Genomic DNA, 21,951 nt, shown 5'->3' with positions numbered 1-21,951 from the left:
TGTTCCTGTATCGGTATGCGAAGCTTGCCGGTGTGCAGGGTGCGGCGTCGTTTGCGCCGTCGGCTGCGGATTACCGTCGGTTCTCTGATGTGAAGCAGGGTACGTTCGGTGCCAAGGAGATCCTGTGGTGCGCGAATGCGGGTATTACGCTGGGTAATTCGGATGGTTCGTTCGGGTATGGCAGCAAGCTGACGCGTTCTGCGATGGCCGCGTTCCTGTACCGCCTCAACAAACTCATCTGATCGACGAGGCACGGTCCGCGACTATGCAAAAGCCGTGGATGCGATGTGATAGGAACCATCACGCCGCATCCACGGCTTTTCGCTGTTTTTTGGAAAGAATCACAGCATGCGCCCGCTGCGCCGTTGGGACGCAATGTCCATGATCGGCACGCAATGCAGATACACGGCGAGCGATTTGACCTTGTTCGTGTTGGTCATGTTGCGGATGCCCAATGCCTTGATGCGGGCGGTGACGAGTTTCCTCGTGGATTTGACGAAGGCCTTGTACTCACCGGGCTTGAAGCGCTTGCGCGATTCATAAGCCCAGATGATCGCGCCGGTCAGATAGCGGATCGACCAGTTGAGCTCTTCGGTGCGCAGCTGCGGATAATAATGGGACTGAGCGAAACGGTCGATGATCTGGATGAAATGCACGGTTCCCTCACACATCGCCTGGCTCTTCACGCCAAGGATTGAATTGGGGCGCACACGGTAGTTGTACAGCGGCTCAGGCAGGAAATAGACGGCGTTCGCCGCGTCATAAAGCAGATACGCCGTGCCCATGTCCTCCATCAGATAGCCTTTAGGGAACCGGATGCCCGTGTCGTAAACGTTTCGGTGCACGAGGTAGGACCATGCGAAGTTCTGCACCTTGTCGTCCCACAGCAGTTTGAGCGCCTGCTCGGAGCTGCGCCGGCCCTCGGAAGGGAACTTCTGCACGTCGTCGGAGGGCCTCACGACGCTGCCGTCGTCGCTTGCGCTGTTGTATTCGAAGACGACGAGGTCGGAATCGGTGTCAAGCGCGACGTCGAGCGCACGTTCGACGAGGTTCGGCTGGATCCAATCGTCGGAATCCACGCAGTAGACGTATTCGCCGTGCGCACGGTCGATGCCGTAGTTCCTCGCGTCGGAAAGTCCTCCATTCGGCTTGTGCAACGCCGTGATGCGTGCATCCTTCTCGGCCCATGCATCACAGATCGCGCCGCAGCCGTCCGGCGATCCGTCATCCACCAGAAGAATCTCCAGATTGGTGTAGGTCTGGTCGACGATCGATTGCACGCAATCGTCAAGATAATGTTCCACGTTGTAGATCGGCACGATGATGCTCACCAATGGCCGTTGGCTCTTTGGCACGGTATCCTCTCCTCAGATGCGCTTTCCCGATTCTCCCTACGCATACTACAGCAATGGCATGAGGGGCCTCGCCGGCGTCGAAGGACGTTCCGATGTACATTAGGTGAAGAACGGAACGCTTCGCGCCGGCAATCGGCCATGCTGGTTATACTAATCAAGGTGCAAAAGGGTCCGGTCTTGATGGCGTGCAGGCAACACCGGCGAGCCTAGGAGGAAAGAGCGGAACGATGCGACGGTACCATGCGTGGATCGGTGATGGGGGGAACTTCCAGAAATGATGCTGTATGGAATCGTATTCGCAGTGGCTGTCTTCTTCGCGTTCTGCGCGGATCTGTGCCGACGTGAGGCCATGCCGGTTTTCGGGGACACCCTCGCGCAGCGCATGCCGCATGCGGAGTTGCAGACAAGCCGACGGCTGGATCTGGCTGGAGCCCGGACCTTGCGCAGGGTGTTCATTGCGCTGTCCGCGCTTGCGTTGATCCTGCTCGCCGGTTTGCGGTACGACACCGGCATCGATTACATGTATTCGTATGTGCCTTCGCTGGAGGAGACGCGCGTCGGATACACGCCGCATTACGATGCGCTGTTCAATTTCATCATCTGGATCTTCGCCCAGTTCGAAAGCAACCAGTGGTTCTTCTTCGCGATGGCCGTATACACGGTGGCCATGATGTACTACGCGATCTGCAAGCAGTCGCGGTTCATCGCACTGCCGGTGACGTTGTACATCGTGAGCTTCCACTACCTGCGTTCGTTCTGCTTCGTGGCCCAGTACGTCTCCATCGTCACGTTCCTCGTAGGCACCGTGTTCCTGCTGCAGGGCCGGTACATCAAGGCGTTCGCGCTGGTGGCGCTGAGCTGCTTCCTGCATCTGAGCGGCATCGTCGTCATCCCGTTCTGCCTGCTGTTCTTCCTGCCGAACCGCGCGATGGCCGTTGTGTCCATGATCCTTCCCTGCTGCGCCTACATGGGGCAGTCGGTGGTGCGCGTGTTCGCCGAACGCTTCAGCATGAACACGCGATTCGACTACTACATCACCGGCCAATACGACACCGCGTACTCGGACACGCGTCTGACGATGATCAATCTGGCCGTATTCCTGATTTTCGTGGCGATCTACTTGTTGGGCACCAACGGCGTACGTCAGGACAATAAGGCGAACTGGTATCTGCTGGCGCAGAGCTTCGCGCTCGCGTTCTGCTTCCTGCAGGCCGTATTGCCGGTCGGATACCGCTTTGTCTGGTATTTCATGATCGTTCAATGCCTCTCCATTCCGTATATGCTGCGGTTTTTCCTGCGTGGCACGGCCTATTATCTCGCCGTGACGCTTGTCATTATGTGCTTTGCGGCATGGATGGTGGTGTATCAGGTGCATGGGTCCTCCGAGGTCCTGCCGTACACCTTTGTCTTCGACACTTCGACCGTATACTGGTAGCAGGTATGCATTCGTTCGCATTGGCGTTGAGAGCAACTGAGGGAAACGAGTAAATCCGACATGGATGACAGAATTCGCGTGGCCCAGGTGATGGGCCGTATGAACAAGGGCGGCGTTGAAGCCACCATCATGAACCTGTTCAGATACACGGATCATTCCCGTTTTCGCTTCGATTTCATCGTGCAGGAGGACTCGAACTACATTCCGCGCGAAGAGATCGAGGCGTTGGGCGGCGCCGTTCACACGGTGGCGCCGTACAAGCATCTGGGACGCTACGTCCGGGAGCTTTCTCAGGTTCTTGCACGGATACGGCCGGATATTGTGCATGCCAACGTCAATGCGCTCAGTGTTATCCCGCTTGCTGTTGCCCAGCATGAAAACGTTGGCATCCGGGTGGTGCACAGCCACAGCACGGCTCATTCCAGCGAAATAGCCAAAACGGCGGTGAAGAACGTGCTGCGTCCGTTCTCCCGATGGAAGGCCACCGATCTTGCGGCCTGCGGCGAGCTGTCCGCCCGTTGGCTCTACGGGGACCGTGCCGTGGACGCCGGTCGCGTGCATTACATTCGCAACGCCATCGAGCTCGATGCCTATGCCCGGCAACCGGATGTGCAGGGCAAGAAACGTGAGCTCGGTCTGGGCGACGGACTCGTCGTCGGTCAGGTGGGACGCTTGTGCGTGCAGAAGAACCAAGCATTCACACTCAGGGCATTTGCGTCGCTGCTGCATGAGCGGCCGGACGCGACGCTGCTGCTTGTCGGCGCCGGCTCCGGACGGAGCACGCGTAAATTGGAACAGGAGGCGCATAGGCTCGGCATCGGCGATCATGTGCGTTTTCTGGGGGCGAGGAACGACGTCGCCGAACTCTACCATGTCTTCGATGTCATGGTGTTCCCGTCGAAGTATGAAGGCTTGCCGCTGAGCCTCATCGAAGCGCAGGCGGCGGGCTGCCCGACGCTCGTGTCCGATGAGGTCACACGGGAGGTCGGCATCGTCCCCGGCCTGATCGACTACCTGTCATTGTCCGCTTCGACACGCCAGTGGGCCGAACGGCTGCTGGGATTGGCAGGGCGTGACCCGATGAGGGAGGAGCAGCGCCAGGGCAACGTACGGATGCTCGCCGAAGTCGGGTACGACATCAGGGAGAGCGCCCGGCAGGTGAACGCCTGGTATGAGACGCTCCTCGATGAACGGCATGCGGGAAAGGATCGCCCATGAACGGGAATTCCAAGCCCTCGGTCCTCGTCTCGGAGATTAGCGGCAACTGGGGAGGTATCGAGGCGTTCATCGAGAACGAGGTGGCGCCGCTGCAGGATGAGTTCGACGTATATTGCATCGCCCAGAACGACGATCCGGCGATTCGCGCGCGCCTGTCGATCCCGGATGATCATGTGCTCACCGTCCCCGAACGGTATGGCTCGTTGGCGTACCGACGTCATATGAAGGTGATCTACGGCCGCGGGTTCGACATCATCCATCTCAACAAGAATTCGCTTGTCAAATATCTGCCGCTCACATTGGCGCGCAAGGTCTCGCCGCGCAGCAGATGCATCCTGCATTCGCACAACACGAGTCCGTCGTCGAAATCACCGCTCGCGTCCCTGCATTATCTGATCCGCCCCTTCATGGTCAGGCGTGCGCACTGCCTGCTCGCCTGTTCGCAGACCGCCGCCTCCTATCTGTTCGGTTCATACGCGCAGGACTCCACGATCGTTCGCAACGGCGTCGACGTGCGACGTTTCGCCTTCGACGAGCGCAAGCGGCTTGAGGTGCGCGAAGCTTGGCATATCCCGGCCGACGCGACGGTGCTCATCAATGTGGCGCGTCTGAGCGACCAGAAGAACCAGACGCGCCTTGTCGAGATGTTCGATGAATACCGTACAGGCGACCCTGCGGCGTTCCTGCTGCTCGTCGGGGAAGGGGAGCGCCGACAGCAGATCGAGAGGACCGTCGCGCGTCTGGGATTGGAACCGTATGTGAAGCTCACCGGTCGTCAGCGGGACATCGGAGCCTATTACAGTGCCGCTGATTTGGCCGTGTTCCCGTCGCTGTTCGAAGGATTGCCGGTCGCGTTCATCGAGGCGCAGGCGAACGGTATCCCGGTATTGGCTTCGGACACCGTCACGAAGGACGCGGATGTGTTTGGATCGATGTGCTTCGAATCCTTGTCCGCATCGGATGCCGTCTGGGCGGACCATATCGCGGCGTTGTCCGTTCCGGGACGCGCATTGGACGAGGATGCGCGGCCGCGTGCGGCCGAGCGGATGGAGCAGGCCGGATACGACGCGAAGAACGCCAGCGAGACGTTGCGGCGCATCTACCGTCGTCTGCTGGCGTCCTGAGGAACGCTTACCGCGTCACTTCGCGAGATGGTTGTGAATCCGGTACAGGAATGCCGCCATGGCCTCGCGCGAAAGCTTCGAGTTGCCTCCGAAGGTGCCGTCGGAGTTGCCGAGCGTGATGCGTTCGCTGGCGAGCCATAGAATCTCCTTGGCCGCGAACGACCCTTGCTTCACGTCCTTGAATTTGGCGTAGTCCTCCTCGGTCGGTGTGAAGTCCGTCGCGGATTTCGATCCGGCGAGCTTGGCGAAGCGGTACAGGAAGATCGCCATGTCCTGCCGGGTCAGCTGGGCCGTGCCGTTGAATCTGCCGTTCGACCCCTGCGAGATGCCGGTCTTGGCGAGCCATAGGATCTCCTTGGCCGCGAACGACCCCTGCTTCACATCGGCAAAGCGCTTGTAATCCGCCTCCGTGGGAGTGAAGGACTCGGCGCCCTCGACCTTCTCGAGCTTCGCCATGCGGTACAGGAAGATCGCCATGTCCTGACGAGACAGCGTCTTGCCGTATCCATAGGTGCCGTCGCTGTTGCCTTGGGAGATCTTGTTCGCGGCGAGCCATTCGATCTCGTCATGGAATGCCTTGCCGTTGGGCACGTCGGAGAAACGATCCGGGATCGTCACCGTGATGCTTGAGCTCTTGCCGTCCGCGCTCGCGGTGATCGTCGCCGTGCCGACCTTGTTCGCCGTGACTTTGCCTTCAGCGTTCACCGAGGCGATGTAGTTGGAGGACGACGACCAGCTGACCGTCTTCTTCGTCGCGTCATCCGGCTTGACGATAGCCTTCAGCGCGACTGTGTCGCCGGTGTGCAGTGTGATTGCGCCGTCCTTGAGACCATCGCCATTGATCGTGACCGATTCGACGGCGATCGTGGGCGCTTCGCCGCGCACGGTGACCGTCGTGGAGACATCGCGCCCACGCACCTTGCCGTGAACGGTGAAGGTATTGCCCGGCGTCGCGTACTGCTCGGGATCGATCTTGTCCCAGACGACGCCTTCGCCGGTCACGTTGCCATCGCTCCAGGTGGCCTCCGCGTAGTTGCCCATATCCGGCGCGACGCCCGGATCGGTCCACTTCGGCCACACTTTGATCGAGGAGATCGTGGCCGTCGTGACGGTGACCCTGCGGCCGCTCCAGCTGCCGTTGTGCGCGGAGTCCTCGACGTAGTAGCGCACGCGGTACGTGCCCTCCTTGTTGATGTCCACCTCGTTGAGCGGCACGGTGATGCGGTCAGTGACGTCGCCGTCCACGTTGTCGTGCGCCTGTACGCCGAAGAGCGGGTCGTAGGGCTCGCCGAGCGTGCTGTAAGTGGGGAAGACGCCGCTGATGTCCGGTGGCGTCTTGTCCGCATGCTCGACGGTGACGTTGCGGTAGACGATGCCGCTGTACAGGTAGTCCCGGTCATCCGATTCGCTGAATTTGACCGAATAGACGCCGCTGTCCGAGACGTCCTTCCAGATGACGGTGCCGGTCGCGGCATCGTAGACGCCGCCTTCCGGAGAGATCTTCTTCGGGCGTAGATAGCCTCCTGCACGGCCCTTCGCCGTGGAGACCGTGACCTCGCCGCCCGCGTCGACGGTGACGTCGCCCATGTTGATGCCCTGATTGTCGTTCATCGAATACTGCTTGGGGGAGAAGCCGGCGAACGGGGACATATCACTGATCGCGTTGTTCTCGAGCTGCAGGCGGTCGAGCTGTGTGGCCTTCGCCAACGGGGAGACATCGGTGAAGGGGTTGCCGGACAGCCAGATGGAGCCGCAGTTCGGCCATTGGCCGATGAAGGAGACGTCCTCGATGAGATTCGAATAGACGTCCGCCCAGCCGAGCTTGGGAACGTTCGTCATTGTGGAGAAGTCCTTGATGAAGTTGTTGCCCAGCCCGATGCCCCACAGTTCCGTCTTGTTCGCCAATGCGGAGACGTCGCTGACCGAGGCGTTGTAGAGACGCACGTCGTAGAGGTGCTCGCAGTCGCGCAGCGGCGTGAGGTCGCTGATCTGGTTGTCCGAAAGATGGACCGTCTTGAGGTTCTTCAGATGTTCGACGCCGGAGAGCACGACGATGCCGGCATTGTCCGCGTCGATCTCGGTGATCGAGTCGAGCTCTTCGGCAGTGATGACGTGTGCGACGTCGGTTTCGAGTTGTTTGGCGATAACCTGCGCGAGCGCCTTGTCCGGGAAGCAGTCGGCGATCGTCGTCGTGCCGTCGCATGTCGTTGCGACGGCCTGCGTGATCACCTGCTCATGCTTGCGCGGCTGCGCGGGCACGCCGGTGTCCGTCGTCATGTCCGCTTCGTTTTCGAAGACCACTTTGACGCTGATGCGGCCGGAGAACGGACGGTCTCCGGACTTGCCGCCACCTTGCGATTCATACCGCGCGATGAAGGTGATGCCGCTGTACATGTCCGCGGTCGTCTTCCAGGACACCTGGCCGGTGGAGGCATCGAAGACGCCGTTGTTGTCGATGCCCACCGGCGTGACGGGCTTGCCGTCGTAGCCGATCGGCATCGGGGCCGTGACGGTGTCGCCGTGCTTGACCGTCACGGCAGTTTTGATTGCTTGCCCCGTCATGACGAGGTATTCCTCGGGATCGGACGTGATGTACGCGGCGCTGAGCACGCCGTTCGTGCTCAGGTCGCCGCCTTTGAGCGCCGTGAGGTTGTTGACCACGTCCGCGTTGGAGATCTCGTTGCCGGACGCCCACAGATACTCGAGCTTCGTCATGTCGCCGAGCGCGTCGATCGACGTGATGCCGTTATGCGACAGGTTGAGCGTCACGAGCGACGTGAGCGGCGCGAGCGGCGTGATATCGGTGAGCTCGTTGTCGCCGAGGCCGAGTTTCGTCAGCGCGGTGAGCGTGGAGAGCGGCGTGAGGTCGGCGATGAGGTTGCCGTAGAGTTCCAGATCGGTGAGCTTCGTTAGCGCCGACAGTGGGGCGAGCGAGACGATGTCGTTGTTGGACAGCTGCACGGTCGTGAGGTTCGTGAACGTGTCCAGACCGGTGAGGTCCTTGATGCCGGCGTGGCGTGCGTTGAGCGAGGTGAGGGACGCGATCGCGTCCGTCGTGATGACGGCGTCCGCATCGGCGTTCGCCGCGGTCGCCACGGTGTTGGCGAGCGACGCGTCCGGAAGACACTGTTCGTAGGTGTTGGTTCCCGCCACGCATGCCGATGCGCTTTGCGGTGCTTCCTGCGCGGTGGCGCCGAGCGCGGTGAACGGCACCATGGCGAATGTCAGTAGGATGCCGGTCGTTTTCCGGCGCAACGATGCAAGATTCATGATGCCCTCCATCCCTGTCGTAGGTTCTTCTCTCCATCGAGGAAATATGCGGACGAACATTATATCGACAGGCGAAGGAAGGTGTCAATCGTCGCGGGGGAGGCGTGGCCGTGGTTGTTCGGCTGCTGTTCTTCGCTGCTCACCGGTATCATGGGATGGTTTACAGGGAGATGGGCTGTGAGGAGGACGGTGGTATGGATATCGGATGTCATACACGCAAAATAAGCGTGATTATTCCTGTATACAATGTTGAGCAATATCTGTCCCGATGCTGCGACAGCGTGCTTGGCCAAACTTATCGGAACATCGAGGTCGTGCTGGTGGATGACGGTTCGACGGACGGCACATCGGCGTTGTGCGATCGTTATGCGCATGCGGATGACCGGGTGAGGGTCGTGCATCAGGCCAATGCTGGTGCGGGAGCCGCGCGCAACGCGGGACTTGCGGCGGCGCGCGGCGACTGGGTGATGTGGGTGGACGGCGACGACTGGATCGAGGATGATTGGGTCGACGGGTTCGTCAGGCAGCTGGAGGCCCATCCGGATGCGGACGCCGTCATCACGGGCACCGCCGTCGGCGTCTATGCCCATCCGGAGCCGTTGCGGCAGTTCCTGCTGGACCGGATGGTGCACACGTTGTGGACGAGCTGCGTTCGCCGATCGGTCTACGAAGGATTGACGTTCACCGACCAGAAGATCGGCGAGGACGTGCTCATGCTGATCCGGGTGATGTGGAAGGCGCAGCGTGTGGCCGTGATCCCGCGTTCGCAGGGTTACCACTACGAGGACAACGCCGCGTCGGTCACCCGCACCGGCAGCCTGCATACGCGGCTTGGATGGCCGACGCGCGCGGACCTTGAACTGGCTTTCGTCAGGGACGTCGCCCCGACGATGCTTGACTGCGCGCGCTTCGACGTCATGCGCGGCGCCGGCGTCATCATCGAATCGGTTCGGAGGTTGGAGGCGCCGCCTGAAGAGCAGGCGAAAAAACGGGCGCTCCTCAAGCGGTTGCGCGGCTATGTGTGGGACGGGCTGTTCCATCTGCCGTTGCGTTCGATGCATCGTAAGGAGTATGCGACGGCGCTGGGCAGTCTGAAGAAGGCGCTGCGATGACGGCCGGGAAGGATGGGGAAACCGTGAGGGGACGCCACCGTAGCGCGCAGAGCACGGTCATGCGGCGCAATTCCAGCGTTGAATTGCTGCGGCTCGTGTCGATGCTGATGGTCGTCGGATACCATTACGTCTATGTGGGCGGCGGCGGATGGCTGGCGCGGCAGCCGATGTCCATCGCGAAGTTCGTCTACCAGTTCGTCTATATGGGTGGCGGTTGGGTCGCCAATTTCATGTTCTTCGCAATGTCCGTATGGTTCCTGATGGACCGTGAGCATACACTGACGAGCAGCCTGCGCCGCGTCTGGATCCTCGAACGGCAGCTGCTGTTCTGGAGCATCACATTGTTGGCCGTCACGTTGGCGCTGCATCATGAGGGCGTCTATGTGGGCGATGGCTTGGCGATGACGGCTGTGCGCAGCGTGTTTCCGCTGAGCACGAATCTGTGGTGGTACGCGTCCGCCTACGCGTTGTTCCTCGTGCTGCTGCCGTTCCTCAACGACGGTCTGCGGCGGCTGTCGAAGCGCCGGCACGGGCAGCTCGCCGCCGTCTGCCTCGTCGTGTGGGGCGTCGGGGGATTGGTGCCTCACGTGGAGTTCGGCCTGACCGACGCGAGCGTCTTCGTGTTCATCTACTGGTATGTGCTCATCAGCTACTACCGCTGGCATATGCGGGAACTGGACGTGCGCTCATGCTGGGCGCTGATCGGCGCTGGCATCGTCATCGAACTGGTGTATCTGCTGGCGGCCAACGCCATATTCATGGCCACGGGACGGATGGCCGGCATGCAGATGTTCATCTTCGACCACTGGCGGCTGCCGTCGATGATGATCGGCGCCGGCATCATGCTGCTGGCGCTGCGCCGCCGATTCCACAGCGTATTCGTCAACGTCCTCGCCGCCTCGGCGTTCGGCGTGTATCTGATCCATTTCTATCCGCCGATCTTCCGATGCTGGACGACGTATCTGCCGCTGCCGAAGATCTTCGGCTCCGCACATCCAATCATCTCCGGCGCATTGGTCATCCTGATGGTGTTCACGGTGTGCCTGATGCTGGACCTGCTGCGTCAGGGCCTGTTCCGCATCACTGTGGACCGGCATCGGGGCGCATGGTTCGACCGTTTGGCGGCGGCCGTGCGGGGCCGTCGCGTGCGTCGTCGCACAGCGCCGGAGGGCGGCGCTGTGGATTCGACGGAGTGAAGGGGGATCGTCAGGCCGACTGCGAGCGACCTTGGCGCATTCTTGCGTAGAGTTCCTTCGCCGTGGGCGTCAGGTCGATTGCCTGGATGATCGCGATGACGACGAAGATGACCGCCGACCACAGCATGTAGAAGGCAGGCTGCATCGTCATGACGACCGCCTGTGCGATCATCAGCAGCACCGACGGCAGCACCGTCACCCAATGCACCTGCACGACGATGAGCCGTTTCGCGAAGATCATGCGCAGCACAAGCACGATGAAGTTGCCGAGCGCCATCGCGACGCATGCGCCCATCAGACCCATCGGGGGGATGAGGAAATAGGTGCCGGCCACGATCGTCAGCGCGCCGCAGATCGTCGTCGTGAACAACGTCGTCGTATGCATGCTCGACGTGTACACAGTGCCGTAGAACGCGTTCTGCGTATTGAAATAGAACGCCACGAGCAGAGCGGGAACGAGCGTCCACGCCGTATAGAACTCCTTCTGCAGCATGAAGCCGGCGATCCACGGGGTGATCAGGATGATGCCGGAGGAGGCGAGGACCATGCCGGACTGGAAGATGCGGTAGATCTTCGTAAAGAACAACGAGATGTCGGTGCGCTTGTACTCCTGGAACGCGGACAGCGTCCACGCCTGCTGGAAGATGCCGCAGACGAGATTGAGCAGCGTCGGGATCTTGGTGCCCACGGCGAACAGGCCGGAGGCGGCGATGCCGAGCATCGACGTGATGAAGAAACGATTGATGCTCGTGCCGGCCCACCAGAACAGCGCGTTCGGGATGAGCGGCAGCGAATAGCGCAGCATCACCTGAAGATTCGCCTTGATCCGTGCGAAGGTGATGAACGAGACGAAACGGTACAGCCTTGCGCCGAACAGATAGAACAGGATGCCCAGCGCATTGCCGATGATCATCGACCAGAAATAGCCGACGACACCGCCATGCACGACGCCGATGAACAGCCACGCGCACAGACCGGTGGACAACGCGGTGACGACGGACGCGACGGGGATGATCTTGATTTCGTTCACGGCGCGCGCCACGTTGTTGAGCAGCATCTGGAAGGCGTTCGTGACATAGGAGATGAAGAAGAACCACTGGTAATGGTTCAGGCCGCCGAAGATCTGCAGCTTGAGCAGCGGCAGGCAGCACAGCACGATGAGGCAGCTCAGCGACACCATCATGAAGCCCACCGTGATGTAGCTCTTGTTGTGCTCCTCGTCATTGAGCGCGAAACGCATCGTGGCTTCCGAGATCGACAACGTGGCCAACGGCATGACGAGGCTGATCACCGTCGTCGACATGTCCGTGACGCCGAACTCGCCGGAAGTCATGTAATACGTGTACAGCGGCACCAGCAGGAAGGCGATCAGCTTCGTCGCGACCGTATTGAGCGCGAACAGGCCGATGTTGAGCAGCAGATTCTTGTACTTGTTCGCCGGATTCGTCGACTCCGGCTTCGTCAGCCGCTCCATGACCTCATGGCCGTCCTTGCGCCCTGCCATATCCGGCACGTCGCCTCTCACCGCAGTGTCGTTTCCCCTCTCGCTCACCGCAGCACCTCGATGAGCGGTCGGAAATGTTCAAGCATCCGTTCACGCGGATAGGCGGCCGGCGCCCCCATGACGGCGTTGAGCGCGTCGGGAAGCTCATCCACGTCGTCGACGAAACGGATGTACGGCAGATCCTTGATCCACTGGTAGACGCCCTGGATCTTATGGTTGTTGTTCGCGAACACGACGCATGGCGTCTCGGTGATCGCCGCGAACACCATGCCATGCAGACGGTCGGTGACGACGGCCTGCGACGACGCGAAGGTCGTGAGCATGTCGCCGAGAATACGCCGGCGGTCGTCAGCCGTCAGATGGTTGGCGCTGCTCGCCGTATCGGTATGGGACACCTGCATTCCGCGGGCTCTGACGATATCCTCGATGCGGGCGCGCGCCTGATCGTCGAGGCTGCGCTCGCGGTCGGAGCGCAGAATGACGGTGATGCCGTCACGGATCGGCGACCCCTCGATGAACGGGGACGGGTCGAGCGTGAGCACGATGTCCGGCACAAGCTCCACGTCCGCATCTGGGTAGGTGCGTTTCATCAGTTCCTCGGAGCGGCGCTCGCGAGCGAAGATATGCAGGTCGGTGCAGCGCGCGTAGACCTTCTGCGAGTAGCGCAGCAGCGGTGAACGCCAATCCTTGTAATGGATCGTCTGCGGCATGATGACGCTGCGGATGTGCGGGAAGGTGGCAAGCGCCTCGCAACGCTCGTATTCGAACCACGGGTAGAGGTCGTTCATGTTGCCGCCGCCTTGGAAGCACAGCACGTCACGACGTGTCAGACGCCGTTCGAGCGCGCGGCGGTATTCGAGGAAACGCATGCCGATGATATCGATGACGGTTCCCGGGAAATGATCCTGCAGGAACGCCAGCTGCGCCTCGGAGATCGCGATGTCGCCGATGTTGCCGTAATCGGCCGAGCCGACGATGACGCATATACGGGTATCGGGTGAGGTCGGGAACTCATGCCCATGCATCTTCAATCCGTCATGATATCGGCGAAGATGCTTGAGTTTATGAACTCGATTAAAGCCGATGGCGTGCACGATTCGGTCGTAAAAGCGCATGTGTCGATGATAAGCTGATTAAGCGACAGCTAGAAGGAAGGTCAACGGATGCAGAAGGGTGGAAATCCCACGGTTTCGGTCATTGTTCCGATGCATGACGTGGCGCGGTATCTCCCTGATTTTCTCACAAGTATGGCACGGCAAAGCTACGGTGATTACGAGATCGTGGCATGGGATGACGGATCCGGTGACGATACGGCCGCGATCTGCGGACGGGCGGCCGCCGAGGACAGCCGGATTCGCTTGTTCCATGCCGAGAACCAAGGCGTCGCAGGAGCGCGTCGGTCCGCGCTCGCCGAGGCGAGGGGAACATTCATCACCTTCGCCGATCCGGACGATCTGCTGGATGCCACGTATCTGGAACGTCTTGTGCGGGCGTTGACGGAGCATGACGCGGACATGGCCGTATGCCGCGCGCAGAACTTCGAGGACGGCGGCGAACCATCCATATCTGTACAGGACAGCATGCCCGAAGAGGTCATCGGACGCCGGGAGGCCGCCTCCAGGCTCTGCGACCGCTTCTTCGTGGACGACGATTATGCGATACGGCCCGAACTGTGGGGCAAGATGTTTACGCGGGCCACGATGGAGTCGATGACGATTCCGCAGCTGCGCACCTGCTCGGATTATCCCGCCGTCACTGATGCGATTTGCGCGTCAAACCGGATAGCCGTCGTGCATGCGCCGCTGTACTGTTATCGCATGGCTCGTGCCGGCAGCCTGCAGACGAAGGTCTCGCAAGGCAAGCTCAACGACATCTGGACGGTGCACGAGTATGCGATCGGAGCCTGCCGGGATCTGGCGCATGTGGAACCGGTGCACTTGTACCGGGAGACGGTCGGCACGGTGTTCTATATCAACGAGAAAATCATGGCGTCAGCCGGAACGATGCCGCTTGAGGAAGTGCGCGCGAACTATCAGCGGTACCGCGCACATCTACGCGCCGCCGGAGTGCACCGGGGGCTGAGCCCCAAGGGGTATCTCAAGCTCATGCTGTACCGCGGCGCCTTTGCTCCGGCGCGGTGGGCCTTCGACCATCTGGGCTGAAGGGGAGGAACACGATGCGTCATGCATACCTGATCATGGCCTACAACAACTTCGACCAGCTCAGCACGCTGCTGCGACTGCTCGATGATAAACGCAACGACCTGTATCTGCATATCGACGCGAAGACCCCACGCGCCGAGGTGCCCGATCTGGGCCGTTATGTGCGCAGATCTAAGCTGACGATCGTCGAACCGACCCCGGTGGCGTGGGGCGGCTACAGCCAGGTGCGCTGCGAGATGAGGCTCATCCGGGCGGCCATGGAATCCGGATGCGCGTATGGGTATCTGCATCTGCTGTCCGGCGCCGACCTGCCGATCAAGACGAACGACGAGATCTGCCGATTCCTACAGGAGCATGAAGGACGTGAGTTCATCGCCTTCGTGTATCGCAAGCCCAATGACGGACGCATGGATGACATCAAGGAACGCATCGCCATCCATCATCCATGGCAGGAACGCACAGGCAGAAAGGACGATCTGCCCACGCGCGTGCTGAGCAAGGCGCAGAAACTGCTGCATGTGGACCGGCTCAAAGACTCGCGGCTTAAGGAGATCGGCAAAGGAAGCCAGTGGTTCAGCATCACGGCTGAATTCGGCCGCTATCTGGTGGAACAGGAGCCTCTGGTGGAACGCACGTTCCGGTCAAGCTACTGCTCGGACGAGCTGTTTATCCAGACGATGGCGCTCAACTCGCCGTTCGCGGGCAACCTATACGACCCGAACAGCGATGGCCATGGCGACAATCTCAGGCTCATTGATTGGGAACGCGGCGCCCCCTATGTGTTCCGGTCGCAGGATTACGACGAACTGATGGCGTCGCCGCAGTTGTTCGCGCGCAAGTTCGACGAGCGCGTGGACTCGGAGATCATCCGGAAGATCGCCGATACATTGCGCACGCGCTGATCGGTCAGCTCGCGTGCGCGCCTTTGGCCGGTTCGAGCGCAGCGGCGATCGTTGCGAAGGCTTCGCCGATCTGCTGGTGGGCGGTTTCGAAGGCGGGGAACTCCTTGCGGTACGGGTCGTCGATGTCATGCGCAGGCGGCAGCATCGGACGTACGAGAGACGAGTTCGCGAGCACCGAATCGAGACGGTCCTCGAGCGTGTCCCCTTCGATCAGGTCATTGTGCGCACAGTAGCCGCACAGGTCAGCGAAGTCGGTCAGCAGGAAGGTGCGAATGCGTGTACGTGGAGCGAGTTCGACGATTTTCTGGCGCTGGCGTTCGGTGAAACACAGGACGAGGTCGCTGCCCATCGCGAGTTGTGGCGTAAGTCGCTTGGAGCGGAACGCTGATGTATCGATACCGTCCATCTGCATGAGCCGTGCGCTCGACGGGTCAATCGGGCTATCGATGAGCCCCTGCACTCCGGCGCTATCCGTCGTAATCGAATCGTCGTGAAAGAACAACGGGAACATGAGCTCGCCCATCGGCGAACGGCAGATGTTACCGGTGCACACGAACAGTACATGCATGTGGTGTCCTTTCGGGCTATAGCGCCAATCAGCAGACCGAAATCGGTCATGGATAAGACTACCGACCAATCCGGATATCAAGATCGGTCGGTAATCGCCTATCCGTGACGTGGACGTGGCGTGTTCAGAAGCTGACCGTGTAGCGTGTTTTGAATAACTGGCGTCAGTGAAGCCGAAAAACATGCTTTGCTGCCTGTGCCATGATTTTATCGCTCGTGCTGCAGCTGCGTGCAATATGGCGAACACAATCAACACGCACTGTGTTCTAGGGGTTCGTGCTAGACTCACTCCTCAGGGTAAAGGAATTGATATAGCAATCGCCTGAATGGCAGTATAGACGCTGTATCTTTGTGAGATGGAGGTGCAAACACGTGGACGAGCGAAGCTTGCAAAGATAGCGTAAATATATAAAAATAGTATTTATGTATTATAGGTTTTTATGTTGATTTAGAATCTCGTTCGGTGGTGTCGGCCTTGGTGTCCTAGTCGTGACCGTTCTTGTGTTCAAGGATAACAGATTTGGGCATTGTGGGCTCGTTTCGATTATGTCCAACGCGCAATCCGATGGCTTCGAACCGTCATGAGGCGTGGCCATTCGTGGGAAAACCGTAAATGACGCCCGACGCGCTTACTACTGCAAGGACAAACCTGCAGCATGGTCAACGCACCCTATGCTCTATATCGAGGTCCTTGAAACGATTAGCAATCATTATGCATACGGAAACCGATGATGTGATAAGAGGAGGGATTTCGAGACTATGGAGAAAAATGATACTTTGCGATTGCAGTGTTCTAGTGAAAATAATGCAGGTATCTCCTTTTTGGGTTCAGATTTAGTGCCTTATAGCGTTCTCATGAGTGTGTACTTTCGGGAGCGACCAGAGTTTCTTTCCGCTGCTCTCGACAGCATGCTCCAACAGACTCGAAAACCAGAGCAGATTGTTCTGGTGGAGGATGGTCCGCTACCGCCAGAATTGAAAGCAGTGATTGAGTCCTTCGGCACAAGGCATCCAGATTTGCTTACTTCGGTTGTTTTAGTGCAGAACGAAGGGCTTGGGAGCGCCCTCGCTAAGGGTATGCTGTCATGCCGGAATGAAATAGTCGCGCGGATGGATTCGGATGACTATTCATTCCCGGAACGCATGGAGAAGGAGCTCGATGTCCTGATTGAGGAGGGGCTGGATTTCGTCGGATCGCAAATCGTGGAATTTGAGGACGATCCAAGTAATCCAATTGCTCAATCGACGCTTCCGGTGGACCAACGGGACATTGAAGCGTACTCAAAGCGTCGGAATCCTTTCCGTCATCCCTCTATGGTGTTTCGGAAATCAGCGGTACTGATGGCTGGGAATTATAGTTCTAAGTATCTATATTTCGAAGACTGGGATTTATTTAATCGCATGCTTGCGAATGGATGTCGTGTTGTAAATATAGACGAACCTCTAGTTGCTATGCGTGTAAATAATAACTTTTACGCACGACGAGGTGGTGTCGGATATATACGATATGTCTGGAAATTCAATGTTGGTCAGTTGAAATCCAAGTATTTCACGATACCACAATTCATTAAAACCACTATCCCACGCATAATCGTATGTTGCATGCCGAATGCTCTGAGATCATTCGTCTATACGAAACTACTCCGGAAAGGAGTTTACCGATGAACAAACGTTCTATTGCGGTGATGACATTGCATAATTCTCCAAACTATGGATCGTGTCTACAGAGCTTTGCGACACAGAGTGTACTTGATGGACTGAATCTTGATACGCAGATTGTAGATTACTATAGGCATGATGCCATACCGGAGAACGAGACGAATCGTGCTCTCAATGGGCAGCTGGTCAAGAAGATGCCGATTTTTAAGCTTCCGGGTATGAAAGCGCTGGCACGCATACCGGTAAGTAGGATTGTTGCTCGCCGGGCCGCTCCACTCAATGAGTTCCGCCGAACCAGACTGCATTTGTCTCCGACGAAGTATTACTCGTCTGAAGAGTTGGAGCGAAATCCGCCGCAAGCCGATATCTACTGCACTGGATCGGATCAGGTGTGGAACAGTGTGTGGAACAAAGGATTCAACAAGTCGTTTTATCTTGACTTCGCTCCTGAAGATGCCCCGCGGATCGCCTATGCGGCAAGTATCGGCAAAGCCACGTTGGATGATTGGGAGAAAGTTCCTATGCGCGAGGCCCTTCATAGGTATTCGCATATCTCGGTACGCGAAGAAGAGGCCGTGGATCTATTGGACTCGATCGGTGTTCATGGTGCAGTTCCGGTGATCGATCCGACACTTATGCTTACTCGCAGTGATTGGGGACGCATAGCCAGCAGGAAGCTTGTGCCCGGTCAGCCATACATTCTAATCTATCAACTCAATAAGAATCCCGAATTCGATAAGTACGCCCAAAGACTCAGCAAGAAGCTGCAGTTACCGCTGTACCGCATCGCTTATGGCGTTCATGAGAAGAGAAAAGGTGAGCATGCCATCGTGTGTCCTAAGGTCGAGGAATTCCTGGGATTGTTCATGAATGCCGAGTACGTTCTGACTGATTCCTTCCACGGCACTGCTTTCTCTGTGAATCTTCAACGTAAATTTGTCGCCATCAGTCCGGGACGCTTCTCCGGGCGCATCATGAATCTGCTGAGTATGACTGATATGGCAAACCACTATTTGGATGATTATCGTAATCTAGATATTGCGGATCAGTCCTTCGACTTTACCCATGCACAAGATGTTCTGGCGAATAAGCGTAGGGAAGCAACGAACTTCCTACTGACTGCCGTACGTGAATAAGGAGATTTCCGCATATGAATTCCATGAAAGACACGTTGAAAGAAACGTTGCCGCAGCCCATGGTCTCCTTCGGTAAGCGCGTGCTTAACGGATACCCGAGTCTGATCATGTCGTCATTACGTGAGGCGCGACGATTCAATAAGGCGTATGCCAAGGATTCGGCAACGGGTGCCGAACAGCTTGAAGCGCGTATGGTGTATTTCACACACCAGATTGAGAAAGGACTGAGTCATAAGCAATTCCGATACGGATTCGGCAAGAAGCCGTTGAGGAATCTCAGTGAAGTGATGGCCCGATACCGTAAGGCTAATCCCGATTACGAGACAAGGGTTTCGTATGTGTCGGCAATGGCCACGGTAGGTGAATATGTGCGTCGTCATGCGGGTCATGATGCAGACTTGCGTTATGTCTCATCGTTGTTCCCCCCGGATCTTCTTAGGTCGGCGGAGTGGATTGGGCATAAGGAAGGCGGCAGCCTTAGCTTCTCTCGTGATGAGAAACGTCGGAATTCGACATTGCCATTTCGACAACTCAACGAACATCGACATTCCATCCGGGAGTTCGCAGAAACACCGATTACTCTTGCGCAACTGCAGCCTGCCATTGAATCAGCCATGCGCACACCTTCGGTGTGTAACCGACAGCCGACCCGCGTACGGGTAATTCTGAATAAGGACGTCATTGAGAAGGCGTTGTCCATACAGGGGGGACTCAACGGATATCCCACGCCTCCCGCGTTGATTCTGTTGACGGCGGACAATCGTGTGTTTATGGCGCCTCAGGAACATAACGAAGGGTATACGGATGCTGGTCTATTCGGTATGAATCTTCTGCTTGCCCTGGAGGCCGAAGGCATTGGTTCATGCCCGCTCAACACCATGTTCCGTAAGGGTCCGGAACGTGCCACTCGTGCTCTGCTCGGTATCCCGGCCAATGAGTCTCTGGTCATGTATATCGCAGTAGGGCATTTCCCTGAGGAATGCACGACATGCGTATCCCGACGTCTCCCTGCTGAAGATATTGTGACCGTAATCGAGTAACAACTGATATGACTGCTACACCAATCAAAGTACTGCAGGTCGTGCCCTCTCTGAACCGCTCGGCTGGCGTGGCTCGCGTCGTCTATAACTGGCATCAGTTCCATGATGAAGCGCGTGTGCATTTCGATTATCTGCATCATTCTTCCCGTAATGGAGTATTGATGCATGATGCTCGGTATGACGAAGAATTGAAGTCCGCTGGATCCAACGTATATACTGTGAACTATGCTTCTGATGATTTTGGTCGCTTCTCCCGCGAGATGCGGCAAATCATCAGAGATATCGGTAGTGACTACGATGTGGTACATTGTCACATGCCCAATTCTGCCTTCATCGTGCTCAATGAAGCACAAAAAAATGGAGTGGAATGTAGGATTTTACATAGTCATCTCAACAGTTCATCAGATGTATTTCTGCACAGGCTTCGCAATATTCCTCTGAATATGTATGGCAAGAAGTTTGCCAATGATTACATTGCCTGCTCTCGGGCAGCCGGTAAGTTTCTTTTTGGTAAGAAAGACTTTACTGTGATAAATAATGGCATACTCCTTGATGATTTTCGATATAGCGATTGTAATCGTGATACTCTCCGTACTCAGTTGGGGATTGACGAGAATGATGTCGTGATTGGATGTGTGGGGAGATTCGTAAAACAGAAAAATTATGATTTTGCTATCAAGTTATTTTCTGCATATCGCGCATTGAATCGATGGTCAAAACTATTGATTCTTGGTGATGGTGATGAACGCAGATTCCTTGAAGAACTCATCGAGGAGGAAAAGCTGGAAGATTCGGTACTTCTTCCGGGAGTGCGAGCTGATGTGAATCAGCTCTACTCCGTAATGGATGTGTTCCTGATGCCATCGCTGTACGAGGGGCTTCCGGTGTCGGCCATCGAGGCACAGGCTTCCGGCCTTCCCTGTATCTATTCGGATAACGTTCCCAAAGAGACCGATGTAACGGGAAGTGGCACATTCCTTCCCCTGACGGCGCCTTACGAAGAATGGGTGAAGAAGATCGACTTCTACGGTACCCAAGGTCGTCTCACGGAGAATATAGTGTTGCTCGAAGAACGTGGCTATTCTGCAAAGGCTAATGCAGAGTTGCTGATGCAACATTACGAGGCAATGATTCGATAGGTGCTAGTGTGTTACCATATCTGGCCATTCTTGCGTTCATACCGCTTGCTGCAATTGCATTTAGACCTCAGTATGATAAAGGGATCCGCATTCTATATTGCTGGATTGTTTTTGGAATGCTCGCTTTCCTGGCGATGGTGCGTAGCAGCGCGGTCGGCATCGACACCCAGCAGTTCGTAGATGCCTATAGGGCCATTGGGGAAGATCCTTCGTTCTCGTTCTCGACGTACCGGTATGAGCATGGATTCACGTTGCTCTGTCGACTGCTCTATCAGATCTCACCCGATAGTCAGCTGTTACTCATGGTCACCGGTGCCTTTGTTGTTTTTTCCATCGGCTATACGGTGTATGCATTATCAATGGATGTAGCGTTAAGTGCATTCCTCTTTGTGGCCATGACCAACTATACCCTATACCTCAATGCAATGAGACAAGCAATAGCCATTGGATTCATCATGCTCGGGTATTGTTGTTTCATACGTCGTAAATGGATTCCAGCGGTATTCTTATTGTTCTGCGCGACAGAATTTCATCAGTCTGCGTGGCTTCTTCCGCTATGCCTTGTCATGACATTGTTGGCATTCACATGGAGAACACTCATCTTCTATGTGATAGCTACTCTGGTCTGTTTTGTCGGATCGGCGCAGGTCTCTGCGCTAATTACCTCCTTCTTGGGAAAGGAAAGACTTTATGATCCTACGTTCATGGGAGCAAATTATTTTGGAGCATTGATACGCCTACTGTTCACTCTTACCATTGTAACCTTGTGCTTCTTCTATATGCCTCCTCAATCGAGGCGTTCCCATGGGCAGTGCGATGTCTCACAGGTCGTAAGACTCTATCAGCACATCCTCATGCTATGGCTTCTCTTCACAGCCATCGGAGTACGAGTCGAGATTCTTGGACGTCTCTCTTATTACTTTGGAGCAATGGTTATACTTATCATTCCTCAGGCCCTTTCCAAGGTGTCCAGTCCGGAGAAGACTTATGTAAGTGTAGGATTCGGCGGTGTTTGTTTAGCCTATTTCCTTATTATAGGAATCGCACGTCCCGAATGGCATGGCGCTATTCCTTATCATGCCGACTTTGAAGCGGTAGCTAATGTTTTCAAAGATATTATCTGTTAGTCTGG

At 57.2% G+C, this 21,951-nt stretch carries 18 protein-coding genes; 13 read left to right on the top strand and 5 right to left on the bottom strand.

The features are described 5' to 3' along the window. A partial coding sequence (locus B1400_RS09860; protein WP_235607228.1) for an S-layer homology domain-containing protein occupies window positions 1–242 on the top strand: 242 nt, incomplete at its 5' end. Between the two features lie 99 nt (window positions 243–341). On the opposite strand, the gene B1400_RS00410 is transcribed toward B1400_RS09860, so the two are convergent. Further along, window positions 342–1,355, bottom strand: a complete 1,014-nt coding sequence (locus B1400_RS00410) for a glycosyltransferase family 2 protein (protein WP_095612536.1) — start codon at window positions 1,353–1,355, stop codon at window positions 342–344. Window positions 1,356–1,803: 448 nt separating this feature from the next. On the opposite strand from B1400_RS00410, the gene B1400_RS00405 reads away from it, so the two are divergent. The 3 genes from B1400_RS00405 to B1400_RS00395 are packed head-to-tail and all read left to right on the top strand — an operon-like array spanning window position 1,804 to window position 5,132. Further along, complete coding sequence (locus B1400_RS00405; protein WP_157909598.1) at window positions 1,804–2,790, top strand: EpsG family protein; 987 nt, start codon at window positions 1,804–1,806, stop codon at window positions 2,788–2,790. Between the two features lie 60 nt (window positions 2,791–2,850). Further along, a complete protein-coding gene (locus B1400_RS00400; protein ID WP_095612534.1) occupies window positions 2,851–4,008 on the top strand; it encodes a glycosyltransferase in 1,158 nt (385 codons plus the stop codon). Next, a complete protein-coding gene (locus tag B1400_RS00395; RefSeq protein WP_095612533.1) occupies window positions 4,005–5,132 on the top strand; it encodes a glycosyltransferase in 1,128 nt (375 codons plus the stop codon). Before B1400_RS00400 ends, B1400_RS00395 begins: the two co-directional genes overlap by 4 nt. Before the next feature lie 15 nt (window positions 5,133–5,147). On the opposite strand, the gene B1400_RS00390 is transcribed toward B1400_RS00395, so the two are convergent. Next, complete coding sequence (locus tag B1400_RS00390; RefSeq protein ID WP_162288139.1) at window positions 5,148–8,348, bottom strand: leucine-rich repeat domain-containing protein; 3,201 nt, start codon at window positions 8,346–8,348, stop codon at window positions 5,148–5,150. A 209-nt stretch (window positions 8,349–8,557) separates the two neighbouring features. Between B1400_RS00390 and B1400_RS00385 the strand changes: the two genes are divergently transcribed. Together B1400_RS00385 and B1400_RS00380 are read left to right on the top strand one after the other, a co-directional pair. Continuing rightward, entirely contained in the window at window positions 8,558–9,514 is a 957-nt protein-coding gene (locus B1400_RS00385; protein ID WP_327078499.1) for a glycosyltransferase family 2 protein, read from the top strand. A 59-nt stretch (window positions 9,515–9,573) separates the two neighbouring features. Beyond that, on the top strand, window positions 9,574–10,710 hold the full coding sequence (locus B1400_RS00380) for an acyltransferase family protein (RefSeq protein ID WP_157909597.1): 1,137 nt from the start codon (window positions 9,574–9,576) through the stop codon (window positions 10,708–10,710). A gap of 10 nt (window positions 10,711–10,720) precedes the next feature. Here the strand turns inward: B1400_RS00380 and B1400_RS00375 are convergent, their stop codons facing one another. Both B1400_RS00375 and B1400_RS00370 read right to left on the bottom strand, forming a co-directional pair. Next, the gene (locus tag B1400_RS00375; RefSeq protein ID WP_095612530.1) at window positions 10,721–12,214 is read right to left on the bottom strand and encodes a lipopolysaccharide biosynthesis protein; all 1,494 of its coding nucleotides are present in this window, start codon (window positions 12,212–12,214) and stop codon (window positions 10,721–10,723) included. 44 nt (window positions 12,215–12,258) lie between these two features. Further along, the gene (locus B1400_RS00370; protein WP_157909596.1) at window positions 12,259–13,239 is read right to left on the bottom strand and encodes a polysaccharide pyruvyl transferase family protein; all 981 of its coding nucleotides are present in this window, start codon (window positions 13,237–13,239) and stop codon (window positions 12,259–12,261) included. Window positions 13,240–13,377: 138 nt separating this feature from the next. Between B1400_RS00370 and B1400_RS00365 the strand changes: the two genes are divergently transcribed. Together B1400_RS00365 and B1400_RS00360 are read left to right on the top strand one after the other, a co-directional pair. Continuing rightward, on the top strand, window positions 13,378–14,376 hold the full coding sequence (locus B1400_RS00365) for a glycosyltransferase family 2 protein (RefSeq protein WP_095612528.1): 999 nt from the start codon (window positions 13,378–13,380) through the stop codon (window positions 14,374–14,376). Window positions 14,377–14,390: 14 nt separating this feature from the next. Beyond that, complete coding sequence (locus B1400_RS00360; protein ID WP_095612527.1) at window positions 14,391–15,278, top strand: beta-1,6-N-acetylglucosaminyltransferase; 888 nt, start codon at window positions 14,391–14,393, stop codon at window positions 15,276–15,278. 4 nt (window positions 15,279–15,282) lie between these two features. Here the strand turns inward: B1400_RS00360 and B1400_RS00355 are convergent, their stop codons facing one another. Further along, a complete protein-coding gene (locus B1400_RS00355) occupies window positions 15,283–15,846 on the bottom strand; it encodes an arsenate reductase/protein-tyrosine-phosphatase family protein (protein WP_095612526.1) in 564 nt (187 codons plus the stop codon). Window positions 15,847–16,604: 758 nt separating this feature from the next. Here B1400_RS00355 and B1400_RS00350 point away from each other — a divergent pair. The 5 genes from B1400_RS00350 to B1400_RS00330 are packed head-to-tail and all read left to right on the top strand — an operon-like array spanning window position 16,605 to window position 21,946. Further along, the gene (locus tag B1400_RS00350; protein ID WP_095612525.1) at window positions 16,605–17,510 is read left to right on the top strand and encodes a glycosyltransferase; all 906 of its coding nucleotides are present in this window, start codon (window positions 16,605–16,607) and stop codon (window positions 17,508–17,510) included. Continuing rightward, window positions 17,507–18,640 (top strand): polysaccharide pyruvyl transferase family protein, encoded by a 1,134-nt coding sequence (locus B1400_RS00345; protein WP_095612524.1) that lies wholly within the window; start codon window positions 17,507–17,509, stop codon window positions 18,638–18,640. The genes B1400_RS00350 and B1400_RS00345 overlap by 4 nt, the downstream gene beginning before the upstream one ends. A gap of 14 nt (window positions 18,641–18,654) precedes the next feature. Beyond that, window positions 18,655–19,680: a nitroreductase family protein gene (locus B1400_RS00340; protein ID WP_235607226.1), complete on the top strand. Its 1,026-nt coding sequence runs from the start codon at window positions 18,655–18,657 to the stop codon at window positions 19,678–19,680. Window positions 19,681–19,688: 8 nt separating this feature from the next. Next, window positions 19,689–20,819 (top strand): glycosyltransferase, encoded by a 1,131-nt coding sequence (locus B1400_RS00335; protein ID WP_095612523.1) that lies wholly within the window; start codon window positions 19,689–19,691, stop codon window positions 20,817–20,819. Window positions 20,820–20,827: 8 nt separating this feature from the next. Beyond that, a complete protein-coding gene (locus tag B1400_RS00330) occupies window positions 20,828–21,946 on the top strand; it encodes an EpsG family protein (RefSeq protein ID WP_133064565.1) in 1,119 nt (372 codons plus the stop codon). The last annotated feature ends 5 nt before the right edge of the window (window positions 21,947–21,951 follow it).

It is taken from the genome of Bifidobacterium italicum (assembly GCF_002286915.1).
GTDB classification, from domain to species: Bacteria; Actinomycetota; Actinomycetes; order Actinomycetales; family Bifidobacteriaceae; genus Bifidobacterium; species Bifidobacterium italicum.
Note: the sequence above shows the minus strand (reverse complement) of the source record. Positions and strands in the feature narration are given on the sequence as shown.